This is a genomic window from Pseudomonas sp. NPDC008258 (assembly GCF_042956345.1).
Taxonomy (GTDB): domain Bacteria; phylum Pseudomonadota; class Gammaproteobacteria; order Pseudomonadales; family Pseudomonadaceae; genus Aquipseudomonas.
This window is the reverse complement of record NZ_JBIBGE010000012.1, coordinates 22,430-42,120: the sequence shown is the minus strand read 5'-3', so window position 1 is coordinate 42,120 and position 19,691 is coordinate 22,430. Positions and strand designations below refer to the sequence as shown.

The window sequence follows — 19,691 nt, the reverse complement described above, 5'->3', positions numbered from 1 at the left end:
ATAAAGGCGGCCAGGCTGCTGTCTATGATTGGCATTCTGGCGCGAAAGCGCGGGTGCTGCAAAAGCCGCTGACGGACGCAACAGTATTCGGGTTCCGTTCGCTCGCGGTCTGTGGTATAAAATGCGCCGCTTTCGGGGTCGACCCCGTCAGCACATAAACCCACACACGTGTCGACACGATGACCTGGGTGCCCCGAGTTGCGAAATTCGCGGGTTGGTCATTGGGATACGTGGAGGCCCAACCCGACTTATCAAGGAACTATCATGTCCCAAGTCAATATGCGCGATATGCTGAAGGCCGGTGTGCACTTCGGCCACCAGACCCGTTACTGGAACCCGAAAATGGGCAAGTACATTTTCGGCGCGCGTAACAAGATCCACATTGTCAACCTGGAAAAAACCCTGCCAATGTTCAACGACGCTCTGTCGTTCGTAGAGCGCCTGGCCCAGGGCAAGAACAAGATCCTGTTCGTCGGCACCAAGCGTTCCGCCGGCAAGATCGTCGCCGAGCAAGCAGCTCGTTGCGGTTCGCCGTACGTTGACCACCGTTGGTTGGGCGGCATGCTGACCAACTACAAGACCATCCGCGCTTCGATCAAGCGTCTGCGCGACCTGGAAACCCAGGCCGAAGACGGCACTTTCGCCAAGCTGACCAAGAAAGAAGCCCTGATGCGCTCCCGCGACCTGGAAAAACTGGATCGCAGCCTGGGCGGCATCAAGGATATGGGCGGTCTGCCAGACGCTCTGTTCGTTATCGACGTTGATCACGAGCGCATCGCGATCACCGAAGCCAACAAGCTGGGCATCCCGGTAATCGGCGTTGTCGATACCAACAGCAGCCCTGAAGGTGTTGACTACATCATCCCGGGTAACGATGACGCCATCCGCGCTATCGAGCTGTACATGACTTCGATGGCTGACGCAGTCATCCGCGGCCGCAACAACGTTGCCGGTGGCACCGAAGTCTACGCTGAAGAAGCGGCTGCACCTGCTGCTGAGTAATTAGGCGCTAGCGTCTACTTGGCACGCAAAAAGGGGGCTCTGCCCCCTTTTTGCCACCTTGAAATCCTGCTGTCAGCATCGGCCCCGCATCATGGGCCCGCTGAAATGAAAACAGCGGATTTGCAGAATTTAACGCCCGTGACGAGCGGGTGGAATGGTTGAAAAACTTTCCAAGAGGATTTTGAAATGGCAGCAATTACTGCAGCGCTGGTAAAAGAACTGCGCGAGCGTACTGGCGAAGGCATGATGGATTGCAAGAAGGCCCTGGAAAAGGCCGGCGGCGACATCGAAAAAGCCATTGACGACATGCGTGCCTCGGGCGCCATCAAGGCCGCCAAAAAGGCTGGCAACGTCGCTGCTGAAGGCGCTATCGCCGTCAAGACCGACGGCAAAGCCGCCGTTCTGCTGGAAGTCAACTCGCAAACCGACTTCCTGGCCCTGCAAGACGACTTCAAGAACTTCGTAGCCGAAAGCCTGGAAGAAGCCTTCGCCCAGAAGCTGACCGACGCTGCACCGCTGATCGCTTCGCGCGAAGCAGCCCGTGAAGCCCTGGTCGCCAAGTGCGGCGAAAACGTCAACATCCGCCGCCTGGTGCGCGTTGAGGGTGACGTTGTAGGTGCTTACCTGCACGGCAACAAGATCGGTGCCGTTGTTGTTCTGAAAGGCGGCGACGTCGAGCTGGCCAAGAACATCGCCATGCACGTTGCAGCGTCGAACCCAGAGTTCCTGGATTCGTCGGAAATCTCCGCCGAGGCCATCGAGCGCGAGAAGAATGTCTTCCTGCAGCTGAACGCCGACAAGATCGCCGGCAAGCCGGAAAACATCGTTGAGAACATGATCAACGGCCGTATCACCAAGTTCAAGGCCGAAGCCTCGCTGAAAGAGCAAGCCTTCGTCATGAACCCGGAAGTCAAAGTCGGCGAGCTGGCCAAGAAGGCCGGTGCTGAAATCGTTTCGTTCACCTACTTCAAAGTAGGCGAAGGCATCGAGAAGCCGGTCGACAACTTCGCTGAAGAAGTTGCTGCCCAGCTGGCTGCTGCCAAGCAGTAAGACAGCGTCGTCTGTCGCCCCAAAGAGGCTGCCCGCTCACGCGCGCAGCCTCTTTGTCAAAGCGGGAGCGGTTTACGAGACCGCTACTCGCTGACGCAGTTGCTGCGTCACGTTAGAGTTACACGCGGGCTCAAGCAGCCTGCCAGAATTTTTTACAAACGCCGCAGGAGAGATTCGCAATGGCTCAGCAGGGCAGTGGTCATCAGGCTCGCTATAAACGCATTCTACTCAAACTTAGCGGCGAGGCCCTGATGGGCTCGGAAGAGTTCGGGATCGACCCGAAAGTCCTGGATCGCATGGCGCTGGAAGTCGGCCAGCTGGTTGGCATCGGTGTTCAGGTCGGTCTGGTGATCGGCGGTGGCAACCTGTTCCGTGGTGCGGCGCTCAGTGCAGCCGGCATGGACCGCGTCACCGGTGACCACATGGGCATGCTGGCGACCGTAATGAACGGCCTGGCCATGCGCGACGCGCTGGAGCGGGCAAACATCACCGCCATTGTCATGTCGGCTATTTCCATGGTTGGTGTGACCGATCACTATGATCGCCGCAAGGCCATGCGCCACCTGAACGCCAAGGAAGTCGTGATTTTCGCTGCCGGTACCGGCAACCCGTTCTTTACCACCGACTCCGCTGCCTGCCTGCGCGCCATCGAAATCGATGCCGACGTGGTATTGAAGGCAACCAAGGTCGATGGTGTATACACTGCAGATCCATTCAAGGACCCGCATGCCGAGAAGTTCGATCATCTGACCTACGATGAAGTGCTGGATCGCAAGCTGGGTGTGATGGACCTGACGGCAATCTGTCTGTGCCGCGACCACAAGATGCCGCTGCGCGTCTTCAACATGAACAAACCCGGCGCCCTGCTGAACATCGTGCACGGCGGCGCGGAAGGAACCCTGATCGAGGAAGTTCAAAAATGATCAACGATATCAAGAAAGACGCCCAGGACCGCATGGGCAAGTCCCTCGAGGCCTTGGCTCGCAACCTGGCGGCAATCCGCACCGGTCGCGCTCACCCAAGCATCCTGGATACCGTCAAGGTCACTGCCTGGGGCAGCGAAATGCCGCTGAACCAGGTCGCCGCGATCACCGTCGAAGACGCCCGCACCCTGAAGATCGTCGCTCACGACAAGAACCTCAGCGCTGCCATCGAAAAGGCCATCCTCACCTCCGACCTGGGCCTGAACCCGTCCAGCGCTGGTACCACTATCCGTGTCCCGATGCCGGCACTGACCGAGGAAACCCGCAAGGGTTACACCAAGCAGGCCAGTGGTGTGGCCGAGGACGCCAAGGTAGCCGTGCGCAACGTGCGCCGTGATGCCCTGGGTGACCTGAAGAAGCTGACCAAGGACAAGGAAATCAGCGAAGACGAAGAACGTCGTGCCGCGGACGAGATCCAGAAGCTGACCGACAAGTTCATTGCCGAAGTCGATGCTGCGTACAAAGCCAAGGAAAAGGACCTGATGGCCGTCTAAGGCCGGGGTTTTTTAATGGAAAAGTCCAAGTTGGCGGCACCGTCCTCGGTGCCGCGTCATGTCGCGATCATCATGGATGGCAACAACCGCTGGGCGAAAAAGCGCCTGCTGCCCGGCGTTGCCGGGCACAAGGCGGGTGTCGACGCCGTTCGCGCGGTGATCGAAGTCTGTGCCAAGTCCGGGGTCGAGGTGCTGACCCTGTTTGCGTTCTCCAGTGAAAACTGGCAGCGCCCCGCCGAAGAGGTGGGTGCGCTGATGGAGCTGTTCTTCTCGGCCCTGCGCCGCGAGGCCAAGCGCCTCAACGAGAACAACATCAGCCTGCGCATCATCGGTGATCGTTCGCGGTTCCATCCTGAATTGCAGGCTGCCATGCGCGAGGCCGAGGCGCTGACCGCCGGCAACAACCGCTTCATCCTGCAGATCGCAGCCAATTATGGCGGCCAGTGGGACATCGCTCAGGCCGCACAGCGGCTGGCGCGGGAAGTGCAGGCCGGGCACCTTCGCCCGGAAGACATCACCCCGGGTCTGCTGCAGACCTGCCTGGCAACCGGCGAGTTACCGCTGCCGGACCTGTGCATTCGCACCGGTGGTGAGCACCGCATCAGCAATTTCCTGTTGTGGCAGCTGGCCTACGCCGAGCTGTATTTCTCCGACCTGTACTGGCCGGACTTCAAACACGAGGCCATGCGCAATGCCCTGGCCGATTTCGCTTCGCGCCAGCGCCGCTTCGGTAAGACCAGCGAGCAGGTCGAGGCTGGAGCTCGTGCTTAATGCTTAAACAACGCATCATTACTGCGCTGATCCTGCTGCCGATCGCGCTGGGCGGCTTCTTCCTGCTCAACGGTGGGGATTTCGCCCTGTTCATCGGCTTCGTGGTCACCCTTGGTGCCTGGGAGTGGGCGCGTCTGGCCGGGTTGATGGCTCAGCCGCTGCGCATCGCCTATGCCTTGGTGGTCGCCGGGGCGCTGATGTTGCTGTACATCCTTCCGGAGCTGGCACCCTGGGTCTTGGGCGCTGCGGTGATCTGGTGGGGCCTGGCCACTTGGCTGGTGCTTACTTATCCGCGCAGCAGCGAGCTGTGGGCCAGTGCAGCCTGCCGGTTGCTGATTGGCCTGCTGGTATTGTTGCCGGCCTGGCAGGGGTTGGTGCTGCTCAAGCACTGGCCACTGGGCAACTGGCTGATCCTCTCGGTCATGGTGCTGGTCTGGGCTGCCGACATCGGCGCGTACTTCTCTGGCCGGGCGTTTGGCAAGCGCAAGCTCGCACCACGGGTCAGCCCTGGCAAAAGCTGGGAAGGCGTTTATGGCGGCCTGGCCGTCAGCCTGTTGATTACCCTGGGTGTCGGCATCAGCCGCGACTGGGGTTTTGGCCAGCTCTTGCTGGGCCTGCTGGGCGCCGCGTTGCTGGTGATGTCCTCGGTGGTCGGTGACCTGACCGAGAGCATGTTCAAGCGCCGTTCCGGTATCAAGGACAGCAGCAACCTGCTGCCTGGCCATGGCGGTGTGCTTGACCGTATCGACAGCCTTACTGCGGCGATCCCGATCTTCGCGGTGTTGCTGTGGGCTGCCGAATGGGGTGTGATGTGAGTCGCCCGCAACGTATTACCGTGCTCGGGGCCACCGGTTCCATCGGCCTGAGCACGCTGGATGTGATTGCGCGCCATCCCGATCGGTACCAGGTGTTTGCGCTCAGCGGCTATTCGCGTATCGATGAGTTGCTGGCCCTGTGCGTGCGTCATCGCCCGGCGTTCGCCGTGGTGCCGAGCGCCGAGGCCGCTGTGCGGCTGCGCGAAGGCCTGGCTGCGGGCGGTTGCGCTACCGAAGTGCTGGAGGGCGAGGCCGGGCTTTGCCAGGTGGCCTCGGCAGCGGAAGTAGACACCGTGATGGCTGCCATTGTCGGTGCTGCGGGCCTGCGCCCTACCTTGGCGGCTGTCGAGGCGGGCAAGAAGGTGTTGCTGGCCAACAAGGAAGCGCTGGTGATGTCCGGCGCGCTATTCATGGATGCGGTGCGGCGCAGTGGTGCTGTGCTGTTGCCAATCGACAGCGAGCACAACGCGATATTCCAGTGCATGCCGGGTGACTACGCGCGTGGCTTGAGCGCTGTGGGTGTGCGTCGAATCCTGCTGACTGCTTCGGGTGGCCCGTTCCGCGAGACGCCGGTCGAGGCGTTGCTGGATGTGACCCCAGAGCAAGCCTGTGCACACCCTAACTGGTCCATGGGGCGCAAGATCTCGGTGGATTCGGCCAGCATGATGAACAAGGGGCTTGAGCTGATCGAGGCCTGCTGGTTGTTCGATGCCGTGCCGGCCAAGGTCGAGGTGGTGGTGCATCCGCAGAGCGTGATCCACTCCCTGGTCGACTATGTGGATGGTTCGGTGCTCGCGCAGTTGGGTAACCCGGACATGCGCACGCCTATTGCCAACGCGCTGGCCTGGCCTGAGCGGATCGATTCCGGGGTGGCGCCGCTGGACCTGTTTGCCATCGCCCGCCTGGATTTCCAGGCGCCCGACGAACAGCGGTTCCCTTGCCTGCGCCTGGCGCGGCAGGCTGCCGAGGCCGGTAACAGTGCGCCCGCCGTGCTTAACGCGGCCAACGAAGTGGCAGTCGAGGCATTTCTTGAGCGGCGTATCCGCTTCCCGGAGATCGCGGGTATGATCGAACAGGTGCTCGACCAGGAGCCCGTCGTGCCGCTGCCGTCGCTGGATGCAGTGTTCGCCGCCGACCAGCGGGCCCGGGAGCTTTCCCGTGAGTGGCTGAGGCGTCACGGTCGTTGATGCAGGCCCACCATGTTTCGTGAGGGGGCCGGGCATGATGCCGGCCCGCTGAACATCATTCGGAGATGGACATGACAGCGCTCTACATGATTATCGGCACCCTCGTGGCCTTGGGTGTGCTGGTCACCTTCCACGAATTCGGCCACTTCTGGGTGGCGCGCCGCTGTGGCGTCAAGGTGCTGCGCTTCTCGGTGGGCTTCGGCATGCCGCTGCTGCGCTGGCATGACCGCCACGGCACAGAGTTCGTGGTTGCAGCGATCCCGCTGGGTGGCTACGTGAAGATGCTCGACGAGCGCGAGGGCGATGTGCCGCCAGCGCTGGCTGATCAGTCGTTCAACCGCAAGTCGGTGCGCCAGCGTATTGCAATTGTTGCTGCCGGTCCGATCGCCAACTTCCTCCTGGCCATCCTGTTCTTCTGGCTGCTGGCCATGCTCGGTACCCAGCAGCTACGCCCGGTAATCGGTGCGGTCGATAGTGGCAGCCTGGCAGCATCGGCGGGCCTGACCGCAGGTCAGGAAATCGTCTCTATCGACGGCAAGCCGACCAACGGTTGGTCTGCGGTCAACCTGCAGCTGGTGCGTCGTTTGGGTGAGAGTGGCACCTTGCAGGTTGGCGTGCTCGACGAGGGCGCTACTGCCGAGCGGCAGCTGCAGGTCAAGCTGGACAGCTGGCTGAAGGGCGCCGATGAGCCGGACCCGATCCAGTCGCTGGGGCTGCACCCTTGGCGCCCGGCGATTACGCCGGTGCTGGCCGAGATCGACCCCAAGGGGCCGGCTGCTGCTGCGGGCCTGAAGACCGGTGACAAGCTGCTGGCCCTCGATGGCATGGCGGTGAGCGAATGGCAGCAAGTGGTTGACCATGTGCGTGCCCGGCCGGATGCCCGGGTGATGGTGCATCTGCAGCGCGACGGTGTCGCACTGGACGTGCCGGTGACCCTGGCCCGCAAGGGTGAGGGCAAGGCGGTCGGTGGCTATCTGGGGGCAGGGGTAAAAGGTGGCGAATGGCCTGCCAGCATGCTCCGTGAGGTGAGCTATGGCCCGTTGGACGCGGTAGGCGAGGGCTTGTCCCGCACTTGGAACATGAGTGTGCTGACCCTTGAATCGCTGAAGAAAATGCTGTTCGGGGAGCTCTCGGTAAAAAACTTGAGTGGACCGATAACCATTGCTAAAGTGGCGGGCGCTTCAGCCCAGTCCGGCGTGGGGGATTTCCTGAATTTCCTGGCCTACCTGAGCATTAGCCTGGGGGTTCTTAACCTGCTGCCCATTCCTGTACTGGATGGGGGGCATTTGCTGTTTTATCTGGTCGAGTGGGCGCGCGGTCGTCCGCTGTCGGATCGGGTGCAAGGTTGGGGGGTCCAGATCGGTATCAGTTTGGTCGTAGGGGTGATGTTGCTCGCCCTGATCAACGATCTGGGTCGACTATAAAGCTTCGCTCAATTGCGAACCTGCCGTCTTCTTGCGGCGGGTTGTTTATTGCCAGTTGGAATAAAAGGACTTCATGAAACGTCTGCTGCTAACTGCGGTCATGTCCGCACTGATGATCGCTGAAGTTCACGCCGAGTCCTTCACCATCTCCGATATTCGCGTCAACGGCCTGCAGCGGGTTTCCGCCGGCAGTGTCTTCGGTGCCTTGCCGCTGAACGTCGGCGATCAGGCCGATGACCGCCGCCTGGTGGACTCGACGCGTTCCCTGTTCAAGACCGGGTTCTTCCAGGACATCCAGTTGAACCGCGATGGCAATGTGCTGATCATCAACGTGGTCGAGCGCCCGTCGGTGTCGAGTATCGAGATCGAAGGCAACAAGGCGATCAGCACCGAAGACCTGATGAAAGGCCTGAAACAGTCGGGCCTGGCCGAAGGCGAGATCTTCCAGCGTGCCACGCTCGAAGGCGTGCGTAACGAACTGCAGCGCCAGTACGTGGCCCAGGGCCGCTACTCGGCCGAGGTCGACGCCGAAGTGGTGCCGCAGCCGCGCAACCGCGTGGCGCTGAAGATCAAGATCAACGAAGGCACCGTCGCTGCCATCCAGCACATCAACATCGTTGGCAACAACGTGTTCGACGATGAAACCCTGGGGCAGCTGTTCGAGCTGAAGACCACCAACTGGCTGTCGTTCTTCAAGAACGATGACAAGTACGCCCGCGAAAAACTGTCCGGTGACCTGGAGCGCCTGCGTTCCTACTACCTGGACCGCGGCTACATCAACATGGACATCGCCTCTACCCAGGTGTCCATCACGCCAGACAAGAAACACGTGTACATCACCGTCAACATCAACGAAGGCGAGAAGTACACCGTTCGTGACGTGAAGCTGTCCGGTGACCTGAAAGTGCCGGAAGACCAGGTCAAGTCGCTGCTGCTGGTGCAGCCGGGCCAGGTATTCTCGCGCAAGGTGATGACCACCACGTCCGAGCTGATCACCCGTCGCCTGGGTAACGAAGGCTATACCTTCGCCAACGTCAACGGCGTGCCACAGCCGAACGACCAGGACCATACGGTCGACATCATGTTCGTGGTCGACCCGGGCAAGCGTGCCTACGTGAACCGCATCAACTACCGCGGCAACACCAAGACCGAAGACGAAGTACTGCGTCGCGAAATGCGCCAGATGGAAGGCGGCTGGGCGTCGACCTACCTGATCGACCAGTCCAAGACCCGTCTGGAGCGCCTGGGCTTCTTCAAGGAAGTCAACGTCGAGACCCCAGCGGTGCCAGGCACCGACGACCAGGTTGACGTCAACTACAGCGTTGAAGAGCAGGCATCCGGTTCGATCACCGCCAGCGTCGGCTTCGCCCAGAGCGCGGGCCTGATCCTGGGTGGTTCGATCAGCCAGAGCAACTTCCTGGGTACCGGTAACAAGGTGTCGGTCGGCCTGACCCGTTCGGAATACCAGACCCGCTACAACTTCGGCTTCGTCGATCCCTACTTCACTGCCGATGGCGTCAGCCTGGGCTACAACGCGTTCTACCGCAGCACCGACTACGACGACCTCGACGTCGACGTGGCCAGCTATGCGGTGGACAGCTTGGGTGCCGGCGTCAGTCTGGGTTACCCGATCAGCGAAACCTCGCGCCTGACCTATGGCCTGAGTGTGCAGCAGGACAAGATCAAGACCGGCAAGTACACCGTTAACGAGATCTTCGACTTCCTCGACCAGGAAGGCGACAACTTCCTCAACTTCAAGGCTTCGATCGGCTGGTCCGAGTCGACCCTGAACAAGGGCGTGCTGGCGACCCGTGGTCACTCGCAAAGCCTGACCCTGGAATCCACGATTCCGGGCAGCGACTTGTCGTTCTTCAAGCTCGACTACCGTGGCCAGCTGTTCCAGCCGATCAACAATGATTACACCCTGCGCCTGCATACCGAGCTGGGCTACGGTGATGGTTACGGCAGCACCTCGGGGCTGCCGTTCTACGAGAACTACTTCGCGGGCGGTTTCAACTCTGTCCGCGGCTTCAAGGACAGCAGTCTGGGCCCTCGTAGCACCCCGAGCATTGGGGCAGAGGATCCTAGCGGTAACGGTAAGCCGGGCACCATTCGTGACCCGGACCAGGACCCGCTGCCGTTCGGTGGTAACGTGTTGGTCCAGGGTGGTGTCGAGTTACTGTTCCCGCTGCCGTTCGTCAAGGACCAGCGCTCGCTGCGCACTTCCGTGTTCTGGGATGTGGGTAACGTGTTCGACACCAATTGCGGCAGCAAGCCTGATTGCCAGAAGGTCGGTTTCTCGGGCATGGCCAGCTCGGTCGGTCTGGGCGTGACCTGGATTACCGCACTGGGCCCGCTTAGCTTCAGCCTGGCAATGCCAATCAAGAAGCCGGACGATGCCGATACCCAGGTGTTCCAATTCTCTCTGGGCCAGACCTTCTAAGGTCGGCCCCTGCTTAATGACAACGGTTTATCCAGGAGTGCATCGTGCGTAAATTGGCTCAACTGGCCGTAGTGGCCGCGGCGCTTGTCGCCACCCCGGCGTTCGCCGAAATGAAAGTTGCCGTGCTGAACTATCAGATGGCCCTGCTTGAATCGGATGCCGCCAAGAAGTACGCGGTCGATGCCGAGAAAAAATTCGGCCCGCAACTGACCAAGCTGAAAAGCCTGGAAAGCAGCGCCAAGGGCATCCAGGATCGCCTGATCAAGGGCGGCGACAAGATGCAGCAGCAGGAGCGTGAGCGCCTGGAGCTGGAATTCAAGCAAAAGGCCCGTGACTTCCAGTTCCAGTCCAAGGAGCTGAACGAAGCCAAGGCCGTTGCCGACCGCGACATGCTCAAGCAGCTGAAGCCGAAGCTGGATGGCGCCGTCGAGGAAGTGATCAAGAAGGGCGGTTTCGACCTGGTCCTCGAGCGTGGTGCGGTCATCGATGTCAAACCTCAGTACGACATCACCCGCCAGGTCATCGAGCGCATGAACCAAGCCCGTTGATATGAGTGTGACCATGACGCTAGGCCAGCTGGCCGAGGCCCTCGGTGCCACCCTCAAGGGGCCCGAGGCGTTGCAGATTACCGGGCTGGCCACCTTGCAGGAGGCAGGCCCCGGTCAATTGAGCTTCCTCGCCAACCCGCAGTACCGCAAATACCTGGATAACTGCCAGGCGGGTGCGGTATTGCTCAAGGCTACGGATGCCGAAAGTTTCGCTGGCAATGCCCTGATCGTGGCCGACCCATACCAGGCGTATGCGCGTATTTCCCACCTGTTCGACCCTAAACCCAAGGCTGTGGCGGGAATCCATCCCAGCGCCGTGGTGGCTGAGGACGCGCAGGTGCACGCCAGCGCCAGTATCGGGCCGTTCGCGGTTGTCGAAAGCGGTGCGCGCATCGAGGCTGATGTCAGCATCGGCGCACATTGCTTCATCGGTGCGCGTTGCGTTGTAGGCGAAGGCGGTTGGCTGGCGCCGCGGGTGACCTTGTATCACGACGTCACCATCGGCAAGCGCGTGGTCATCCAGTCGGGTGCCGTGATCGGCGGCGAAGGCTTCGGCTTTGCCAATGAGAAAGGCATCTGGCGCAAGATCGCCCAGATTGGCGGCGTCACCATTGGTGATGACGTGGAAATCGGTGTCAATACAGCCGTAGACCGTGGCGCGCTGTCCGACACGCGGATCGGTGACGGGGTAAAACTCGACAACCAGATCCAGATCGCCCACAACGTGCAGATCGGTGACCACACGGCCATGGCCGCTTGCGTGGGCATTTCCGGCAGTACGCGCATCGGCAAGCATTGCATGCTGGCCGGCGGCGTAGGCCTGGTAGGGCACATTGATATTTGCGATAACGTATTTGTTTCCGGGATGACCATGGTAACCCGTTCGATCACCGAACCCGGTTCCTATTCATCCGGCACAGCCATGCAGCCATTGGCTGACTGGCGCAAGAGCGCTGCGCGTATCCGTCAGCTCGATGACATGGCCAAGCGTCTCCAGCAGCTGGAAAAACGCGTCGATACCGTGACCTCAGGTGGCCTGCCGACATCAGAAGGCTGATACCATTCCCTGAGCAAGAGTGAACAGTCGCTAGTGGCTCCTCTTTGGATTGCAAAAGGAGCGTGTGGTCAGCACCTGCGCTCCCTATTCTTATTACAGGCTTCCCCCCCGAAATGATGGACATCAACGAGATTCGCGAATACCTGCCTCACCGTTACCCGTTCCTGCTGGTGGACCGGGTGACGGATCTGGACTTCGAGGCCCAGAGCATTCGTGCCTACAAGAATGTCAGCATCAACGAGCCGTTCTTCAACGGCCATTTCCCGGCGCACCCGATCATGCCGGGCGTGCTGATCATCGAGGCAATGGCCCAGGCGGCCGGGATTCTCGGTTTCAAGATGCTCGACGCCAAGCCGGCTGATGGCACCCTGTACTACTTTGTCGGTTCCGACAAGCTGCGCTTCCGCCAGCCGGTACTGCCGGGCGACCAGCTGGTGCTGGAAGCCAAATTCATCAGCCGCAAGCGCATGATCTGGAAGTTCGAATGCCGTGCACTGGTTGACGGCAAGGCCGTCTGCTCGGCAGAAATCACTTGCGCGGAACAGTCCCTATGAATTCGATTGACCCTCGGGCCATTATCGACCCGTCGGCCAAGCTGGCCGATGGCGTCGAGGTCGGCCCTTGGTCGATTGTTGGCCCCGATGTGGAAATCGGGGAGGGCACGGTTATCGGCCCGCATGTTGTGCTCAAAGGCCCGACCCGCATCGGCAAGCACAACCGGATCTTCCAGTTTTCCTCTATCGGTGAAGACACCCCGGACCTCAAGTACAAGGGTGAACCGACGCGCCTGGTGATTGGCGACCACAATGTGTTCCGGGAAGGGGTGACCATTCACCGCGGTACCGTTCAGGACCGTGCGGAAACCACCGTGGGTGACCACAACCTGATCATGGCCTATGCCCACATTGGTCACGACAGCGTCATTGGCAACCACTGTATCCTGGTCAACAACACGGCGCTGGCCGGCCATGTGCACGTGGGTGACTGGGCGATCCTGTCCGGCTACACCCTGGTGCACCAGTACTGCCATATCGGCGCCCACGCGTTTTCCGGCATGGGCACGGCAATCGGCAAGGACGTCCCGGCTTTCGTCACCGTGTTCGGCAGCCCGGCCGAAGCCCGCAGCATGAACTTCGAGGGCATGCGCCGCCGCGGTTTCAGCGACGAAGTGATCCACGTGCTGCGTCGTTGCTACAAGATTGTCTACCGTCAGGGTCTGACCGTCGAAGACGCGCTCAAGGAACTGGCCGAAATGGCCGCGCAACACCCTGAGGTCGAACTGTTCCGTCAGTCGATCGTGAACTCCGCCCGCGGCATCACCCGCTGACATGGTCCAGCTTTGCGTAGCCTTGGTCGCAGGTGAGGCCAGCGGCGATATTCTGGGCTCAGGCTTGATGCGTGCCCTCAGGGCCCGTCACCCCGACGTACGTTTCATTGGCGTTGGCGGCCCGCTGATGGAAGCCGAGGGCCTGCAATCGTACTTTCCCATGGAGCGCCTGGCCGTCATGGGCCTGGTCGAAGTGCTGGGGCGCCTGCGCGAGCTGCTCAAGCGCCGCAAGCTGCTTATCCAGACGCTGATCGACGAAAAGCCGGATGTCTTCATCGGCATCGACGCCCCGGACTTCACCCTCAACATTGAACTGAAACTGCGTCAGGTCGGGATCAAGACCGTGCACTACGTCAGCCCGTCGGTCTGGGCCTGGCGGCAAAAGCGCGTGCTGAAAATTCGCGAAGGCTGCGACCTGATGCTGACACTGCTGCCGTTCGAGGCGCGGTTCTACGAAGAGCAGGGTGTGCCGGTGCGCTTTGTCGGTCACCCGCTGGCCGACACCATCCCGCTTGAGGCAGACCGCCCGGCCGCACGTGCAGCGCTAGGGCTGGGCGAGGGGCCGGTGGTGGCCCTGATGCCGGGCAGCCGGGGAGGCGAAGTAGGGCGCCTGGGGGCGTTGTTCCTCGATGCCGCCGAGCATTTGCGCCAGCAAGTGCCAGGCGTGCGCTTCGTGCTGCCATGCGCCAACGCCGCACGGCACGCCCAGGTCGAGCAGATGCTCGAAGGGCGTGAATTGCCATTGACCCTGCTAGACGGCCAGTCTCACCAGGCCCTGGCGGCCTGTGACGCAGTGCTGATCGCGTCGGGCACTGCCACCCTGGAGGCGCTGTTGTACAAGCGTCCAATGGTGGTGGCCTACCGCCTTGCGCCGTTGACCTACTGGATCCTCAAACGCCTGGTGAAGAGCCCCTACGTGTCCTTGCCTAACCTGCTTGCCCAGCGCGAGCTGGTGCCCGAGTTGCTGCAAGACGCGGCTACCAGCGAAGCCTTGGCCAACACCCTTGCCCCGCTCGTGCGCGATGGCAGCCAGCAGACCGAACGTTTCGACGAAATTCATCGCACCCTGCGCCGTGACGCCTCCAACCAGGCGGCGCAAGCGATACTGGCCTTGCTCAAGGACCGCTGACATGCAAATTGGACTGGACTTCAACCTGGTCGAAGACCTGGTTGCCGGCGTTGACGAAGTGGGCCGCGGCCCGCTGTGCGGCGCAGTGGTCACGGCGGCGGTGATCCTTGATCCCGCACGCCCGATCCTCGGCCTGAACGATTCGAAGAAACTCACCGAAGCCAAGCGCGAGGCGTTGTTCGACGAGATCTGCGAAAAGGCCTTGAGCTTCTGCATCGCCCGCGCCGAGGTCGAGGAAATCGACCGCCTGAACATCTTGCAGGCCACCATGCTGGCCATGCAGCGTGCAGTGGAGGGCCTGCACATTACGCCAAAGCTGGCCTTGATCGATGGCAACCGCTGCCCCAAGCTGGCCGTGCCGGCGTCGCCGGTGGTCAAAGGCGATAGCCAGGTGCCGGCCATCGCGGCTGCTTCGATCCTGGCCAAGGTGACCCGTGACCGCGAGATGAGCGCCTTCGAGCTGATCTACCCTGGCTATGGCATGGGTGGGCACAAGGGCTACCCGACCCCGGTGCACCTTGAAGCCCTTGCGCGGCTTGGGCCGACGCCCATTCATCGGCGTTCCTTTGCCCCGGTGCGGGCGGCCTGGGAAGCACGCGAAGGCATCACCGACTCGTTAATCTGATGAACTGGGGCCGCTATGCGGCCCTTCGCGGGCACGCCCGCTCCCACAGGTACAACGCTATCCTCTTGTGGGAGCGGGCATGCCCGCGAAGGGCTGCGAAGCAGCCCCAAAACCCCCGCGCAATTAAGCTACAATCCCGCCCTTGTCGTTCGCCACTGCTACAGGATCTTCCATGTCGGTTCCCTTCGTTCACCTGCGCGTCCACTCCGAATTCTCGCTGGTCGACGGCCTGGTGCGGATCAAGCCGCTGGCCAAGGCGCTGGCGGGGATGAACATGCCGGCGGTGGCGATCACCGACCAGAGCAACATGTGCTCGCTGGTGAAGTTCTACAAGACTGCCATGGGCGCCGGCATCAAGCCGATCTGCGGTGCCGACCTGTGGCTGGCCGGTGCCGACCCGGAAGCGCCGTTGTCGCGTATCTGCTTCCTGGCCATGAACCCAACGGGCTACCGCAACCTCACCGAGTTGATTTCGCGGGGCTGGACCGACGGCCAGCGCAATGGCCTGGTGATCCTCCAGCGTGAATGGATCGCCCCTGCCAGCGAGGGCCTGATTGCCCTGTCAGCAGGCAAGGAAGGCGACATCGGCATGGCCTTGCTGGCCGGCCGGGACGATGAAGCCCAGTCCCTGCTGCAAGACTGGATGGGCATGTTCCCCGAGCGCTTCTACGTCGAAGTGCAGCGCACCAACCGTGCCCGGGACGAAGAGTACGTGCACGCGGCGGTAGCGCTGGCCGACAAATTCGGCGCACCGCTGGTGGCCACCAACGACGTGCGTTTCGTCAAGCAAGCCGACTTCGACGCTCACGAAACCCGCGTGTGCATCGGCGAGGGCTGGACCCTCGACGACCCGCGCCGCCCGCGTGGCTACAGCGACCAGCAGTACCTGAAGTCGGCCGAGGAAATGGCCGAGCTGTTCAGCGACCTGCCCGACGCCATTGCCAACACCGTCGAGATCGCCAAGCGCTGCAACATCCAGGTACAGCTGGGCAAGTATTTCCTGCCCGACTTCCCCACGCCCAACGGCATGGGCATCGACGACTACCTGCGGCATGTGTCCCACGAAGGCCTGGAAGAGCGCCTGGCGGTGCTGTGGCCGAAAGACACCACGCCCAACTACGAAGAAAAGCGCCAGGTCTACCTGGACCGCCTGAAGTTCGAGCTGGACATCATCATCCAGATGGGCTTCCCCGGTTACTTCCTGATCGTTATGGACTTCATCAAGTGGGCCAAGAACAACGACGTGCCGGTAGGCCCGGGGCGTGGTTCGGGTGCCGGTTCGCTTGTGGCCTACGTGCTGAAGATCACCGACCTCGACCCGCTGGCCTATGACCTGCTGTTCGAGCGCTTCCTCAACCCTGAACGTGTTTCCATGCCCGACTTCGACGTCGACTTCTGCATGGACGGCCGTGACCGGGTGATCGACTACGTGGCCGAGGCCTATGGCCGCAACGCGGTGAGCCAGATCATCACCTTCGGCACCATGGCCGCCAAGGCGGTGGTGCGTGACGTGGCGCGGGTGCAGGGCAAGTCCTACGGCCTGGCCGACCGCCTGTCGAAGATGATCCCGTTCGAAGTGGGCATGACCCTGGAGAAAGCCTACGAGCAGGAAGAAATCCTGCGCGACTTCCTCAAGGGTGACGAAGACGCCCGCGAAATCTGGGACATGGCCCTGAAGCTGGAAGGTGTGACCCGGGGTACCGGCAAGCACGCCGGTGGCGTGGTTATCGCCCCGACCAAGCTTACCGACTTCTCGCCGATCGCCTGTGACGAAGAGGGCGGCGGCCTGGTAACCCAGTTCGACAAGGATGACGTCGAGGCGGCCGGCCTGGTGAAGTTCGACTTCCTCGGCCTGCGTACGCTCACCATCATCAAGTGGGCGATGGAGATCATCAACCGCGAGCAGGCCAAGAACAACCTGCCCGACCTCAACATCGACTTCATCCCGCTGGACGACCGCAAGACCTACGAGCTGCTGCAGAAGGCCGAGACCACGGCGGTGTTCCAGCTTGAATCGCGTGGCATGAAGGAGCTGATCAAGAAGCTCAAGCCCGACTGCCTGGAAGACCTGATCGCACTGGTGGCGCTGTTCCGCCCCGGCCCGCTGCAATCGGGCATGGTGGACGACTTCATCAACCGCAAGCACGGCCGCGCCGAGCTGGCTTACCCCCACTCCGACTACCAGTATGAAGGCCTCAAGCCGGTACTGGCACCGACCTACGGCATCATCCTGTACCAGGAACAGGTGATGCAGATTGCCCAGGTCATGGCGGGCTATACCCTGGGCGGCGCCGACATGCTGCGCCGGGCAATGGGTAAGAAAAAGCCCGAGGAAATGGCCAAGCAGCGCGGCGGTTTCATCGAGGGTTGCGTCGCCAACAATATCGACGCGGACCTGGCCGGTAACATCTTCGACCTGGTAGAGAAGTTCGCAGGCTACGGCTTCAACAAATCCCACTCCGCTGCCTATGGCCTGGTGTCGTACCAGACCGCCTGGCTGAAAACCCACTACCCGGCGCCGTTCATGGCCGCGGTACTGTCGGCGGACATGCACAACACCGACAAGGTGGTGGTGCTGGTCGAGGAAGTACGCAGCATGAAGCTGCGCCTCGACGCGCCGGACGTGAACTTCTCCGACTTCAAGTTCACCGTGAACAACGATGGCCGTATCGTCTACGGCCTGGGCGCGATCAAGGGCGTCGGCGAAGGCCCGGTGGAGGCCATTGTCGAAGCCCGTGCCCAGGGCGGGCCGTTCAAGGACCTGTTCGATTTCTGTGAACGCATCGACCTCAAGCGGGTCAACAAACGTACCCTCGATGCGCTGGTGCGCAGCGGCGCACTTGACCGCCTGGGCCCGCATTTCCATGACGAGATCAAGGCCTACCAGGCCAACATCGACATCAACCGGGCGACCTTGCTCTCGGCGCTGGGCGAAGCCATCAAGGCCGCCGAGCAGGCCGCGCATACCGCTGACAGTGGCCACGTCGACCTGTTCGGCAGCATGTTCGACGCTGTGGATGTCGATGTTTACGCCAACCACCGCAAGGTGCGCGAACTGACCCTGAAGGAGCGCCTGAAGGGCGAGAAGGACACCCTGGGCTTGTACCTCACCGGTCACCCGATCGACGAGTACGAGACCGAGATCCGCCGTTTTGCCCGCCAGCGCATCATCGACCTCAAGCCGTCACGCGAAACCCAGACCATCGCCGGCATGATCATTGCGCTGCGGGTGATGAAGAACAAGAAGGGCGACAAGATGGGCTTCGTTACCCTGGATGATCGCTCCGGGCGCATCGAGGCCTCGCTGTTTGCCGATGCCTACATCGCGGCACAGTCCTTGCTGCAGAACGATGCCATGGTGGTAGTGGAGGGCGAGGTCAGCAACGACGACTTCTCCGGTGGCCTGCGCCTGCGGGTGAAGCAAGTGATGACCATGGAAGACGCACGTACCAAGCTGGCCGAAAGCCTGCGCCTGAAGGTGGCACACGAAGCGCTCAAGGGCGACCGCCTGAAGTGGCTGGGTGAACTGATTACACGCCATCGCGGTGCTTGCCCGATCACCCTGGAATACACCGGCAGCGACGCCAAGGCCATGCTGCAGTTCGGTGAGCAGTGGTCGATCGACCCGGCCGATGGGCTGATTCAGGCGCTGCGTGACCAGTTCGGCCGTGAGAACGTCTTCCTGCAATATCGTTGAACCGACAAAAATTTAATCTCGACCTGAATGCGCCTGATCCCTTAAGGTAGGGCGCCAAACGGATCAACCGGCCGGCCGCCTGGCCGTAGACCCAAGACGGATGACTATGAACCCGAATTTTCTCGATTTCGAACAGCCGATTGCCGACCTGCAAGCCAAGATCGAAGGCCTGCGCCTGGTAGGCAACGACAACTCGCTGAACATCAGCGATGAAATTGCCCGTCTGCAAGACAAGAGCAACACCCTGACCGAAAGCATCTTCGGCAACCTGACCAGCTGGCAGATCGCCCGCCTGGCCCGTCACCCGCGTCGTCCTTACACCCTGGACTACCTGGAGCACATCTTCACCGAGTTCGAAGAGCTCCACGGTGACCGCCACTTCTCCGACGACGCCGCCATCGTGGGCGGTACCGCACGCCTGGACGGCAAGCCGGTCATGGTCATCGGCCACCAGAAGGGCCGTGAAGTGCGCGAGAAGGTCCGCCGCAACTTCGGCATGCCGCGCCCGGAAGGCTACCGCAAGGCTTGCCGCCTGATGGAAATGGCCGAGCGCTTCAAGATGCCGATCCTGACCTTCATCGACACCCCGGGTGCCTACCCGGGTATCGACGCCGAAGAGCGCAACCAGAGCGAGGCCATTGCCTGGAACCTGCGGGTGATGGCACGCCTGAAAACCCCGATCATCGCCACTGTGATTGGCGAAGGTGGTTCCGGTGGTGCACTGGCCATTGGTGTGTGCGACCAGCTGAACATGCTGCAGTACTCCACCTACTCGGTGATCTCGCCGGAAGGCTGCGCTTCGATCCTGTGGAAGACTGCCGACAAGGCAGCTGACGCGGCCGAGGCCATGGGCATTACTGCCGATCGCCTGAAGAGCCTGAACATTGTCGACAAGGTCATCCCGGAGCCGCTGGGCGGCGCCCACCGTGACCCGGCCAAGATGTCGGAAAGCATCCGTGCTGACCTCGTGCAGCAGCTGGACATGCTCGGCAAGTTCGATAACGACGCGCTGCTGGCCCGCCGTTACGAGCGCCTGATGAGCTACGGTCTCTGATTTTGATTGGGCCCGGGGGCCGCTTTGCGGCCCATTCGCCGGCAAGCCAGCTCCCACATTGTCCGCGTTGACGCTGATCGTTGTG

Annotated in this window: 17 protein-coding genes; all 17 read left to right on the top strand. The window is 61.6% G+C overall.

Annotated elements, in window-relative coordinates; all coding sequences use genetic code 11:
- The first annotated feature begins 264 nt into the window (after nt 1-264).
- The 17 genes from rpsB (at nt 265) to ACFY9W_RS11855 (ending at nt 19,606) form a co-directional block, all read left to right on the top strand.
- Nucleotides 265-1,002 carry a 30S ribosomal protein S2 gene (gene rpsB, locus ACFY9W_RS11935; RefSeq protein WP_003252287.1) on the top strand — a complete coding sequence of 246 codons (738 nt, stop codon included), beginning with the start codon at nt 265-267 and terminating at the stop codon, nt 1,000-1,002.
- Between the two features lie 186 nt (nt 1,003-1,188).
- Entirely contained in the window at nt 1,189-2,052 is an 864-nt protein-coding gene (gene tsf, locus ACFY9W_RS11930; RefSeq protein WP_264362027.1) for a translation elongation factor Ts, read from the top strand.
- A 179-nt stretch (nt 2,053-2,231) separates the two neighbouring features.
- Nucleotides 2,232-2,975: a UMP kinase gene (pyrH, locus tag ACFY9W_RS11925; protein ID WP_027920035.1), complete on the top strand. Its 744-nt coding sequence runs from the start codon at nt 2,232-2,234 to the stop codon at nt 2,973-2,975.
- Nucleotides 2,972-3,529, top strand: a complete 558-nt coding sequence (gene frr / locus ACFY9W_RS11920) for a ribosome recycling factor (RefSeq protein ID WP_391130138.1) — start codon at nt 2,972-2,974, stop codon at nt 3,527-3,529. The genes pyrH and frr overlap by 4 nt, the downstream gene beginning before the upstream one ends.
- A 15-nt stretch (nt 3,530-3,544) precedes the next feature.
- The gene (gene uppS / locus ACFY9W_RS11915) at nt 3,545-4,300 is read left to right on the top strand and encodes a polyprenyl diphosphate synthase (RefSeq protein WP_016712933.1); all 756 of its coding nucleotides are present in this window, start codon (nt 3,545-3,547) and stop codon (nt 4,298-4,300) included.
- Nucleotides 4,300-5,115, top strand: coding sequence for a phosphatidate cytidylyltransferase (locus ACFY9W_RS11910; RefSeq protein WP_391130135.1), 816 nt, complete (start codon nt 4,300-4,302; stop codon nt 5,113-5,115). Before uppS ends, ACFY9W_RS11910 begins: the two co-directional genes overlap by 1 nt.
- A complete protein-coding gene (gene ispC / locus ACFY9W_RS11905) occupies nt 5,112-6,302 on the top strand; it encodes a 1-deoxy-D-xylulose-5-phosphate reductoisomerase (protein ID WP_391130132.1) in 1,191 nt (396 codons plus the stop codon). The genes ACFY9W_RS11910 and ispC overlap by 4 nt, the downstream gene beginning before the upstream one ends.
- Before the next feature lie 71 nt (nt 6,303-6,373).
- Complete coding sequence (gene rseP / locus ACFY9W_RS11900; RefSeq protein WP_391130127.1) at nt 6,374-7,726, top strand: RIP metalloprotease RseP; 1,353 nt, start codon at nt 6,374-6,376, stop codon at nt 7,724-7,726.
- Nucleotides 7,727-7,799: 73 nt separating this feature from the next.
- Complete coding sequence (bamA, locus tag ACFY9W_RS11895; protein WP_391130123.1) at nt 7,800-10,169, top strand: outer membrane protein assembly factor BamA; 2,370 nt, start codon at nt 7,800-7,802, stop codon at nt 10,167-10,169.
- A gap of 44 nt (nt 10,170-10,213) precedes the next feature.
- Nucleotides 10,214-10,717 (top strand): OmpH family outer membrane protein, encoded by a 504-nt coding sequence (locus ACFY9W_RS11890; RefSeq protein ID WP_012270843.1) that lies wholly within the window; start codon nt 10,214-10,216, stop codon nt 10,715-10,717.
- A gap of 1 nt (nt 10,718) precedes the next feature.
- Nucleotides 10,719-11,774, top strand: coding sequence for a UDP-3-O-(3-hydroxymyristoyl)glucosamine N-acyltransferase (gene lpxD, locus ACFY9W_RS11885; protein ID WP_391130120.1), 1,056 nt, complete (start codon nt 10,719-10,721; stop codon nt 11,772-11,774).
- Nucleotides 11,775-11,887: 113 nt separating this feature from the next.
- Nucleotides 11,888-12,328: a 3-hydroxyacyl-ACP dehydratase FabZ gene (gene fabZ / locus ACFY9W_RS11880; RefSeq protein ID WP_125465208.1), complete on the top strand. Its 441-nt coding sequence runs from the start codon at nt 11,888-11,890 to the stop codon at nt 12,326-12,328.
- Nucleotides 12,325-13,101 (top strand): acyl-ACP--UDP-N-acetylglucosamine O-acyltransferase, encoded by a 777-nt coding sequence (gene lpxA / locus ACFY9W_RS11875; RefSeq protein WP_391130117.1) that lies wholly within the window; start codon nt 12,325-12,327, stop codon nt 13,099-13,101. The genes fabZ and lpxA overlap by 4 nt, the downstream gene beginning before the upstream one ends.
- A gap of 1 nt (nt 13,102) precedes the next feature.
- The gene (gene lpxB, locus ACFY9W_RS11870) at nt 13,103-14,230 is read left to right on the top strand and encodes a lipid-A-disaccharide synthase (protein WP_391130114.1); all 1,128 of its coding nucleotides are present in this window, start codon (nt 13,103-13,105) and stop codon (nt 14,228-14,230) included.
- 1 nt (nt 14,231) lies between these two features.
- Nucleotides 14,232-14,855 (top strand): ribonuclease HII, encoded by a 624-nt coding sequence (gene rnhB, locus ACFY9W_RS11865; RefSeq protein WP_391130111.1) that lies wholly within the window; start codon nt 14,232-14,234, stop codon nt 14,853-14,855.
- Between the two features lie 172 nt (nt 14,856-15,027).
- Nucleotides 15,028-18,552, top strand: a complete 3,525-nt coding sequence (dnaE, locus tag ACFY9W_RS11860; RefSeq protein WP_391130108.1) for a DNA polymerase III subunit alpha — start codon at nt 15,028-15,030, stop codon at nt 18,550-18,552.
- Nucleotides 18,553-18,658: 106 nt separating this feature from the next.
- A complete protein-coding gene (locus tag ACFY9W_RS11855; RefSeq protein WP_391130105.1) occupies nt 18,659-19,606 on the top strand; it encodes an acetyl-CoA carboxylase carboxyltransferase subunit alpha in 948 nt (315 codons plus the stop codon).
- The last annotated feature ends 85 nt before the right edge of the window (nt 19,607-19,691 follow it).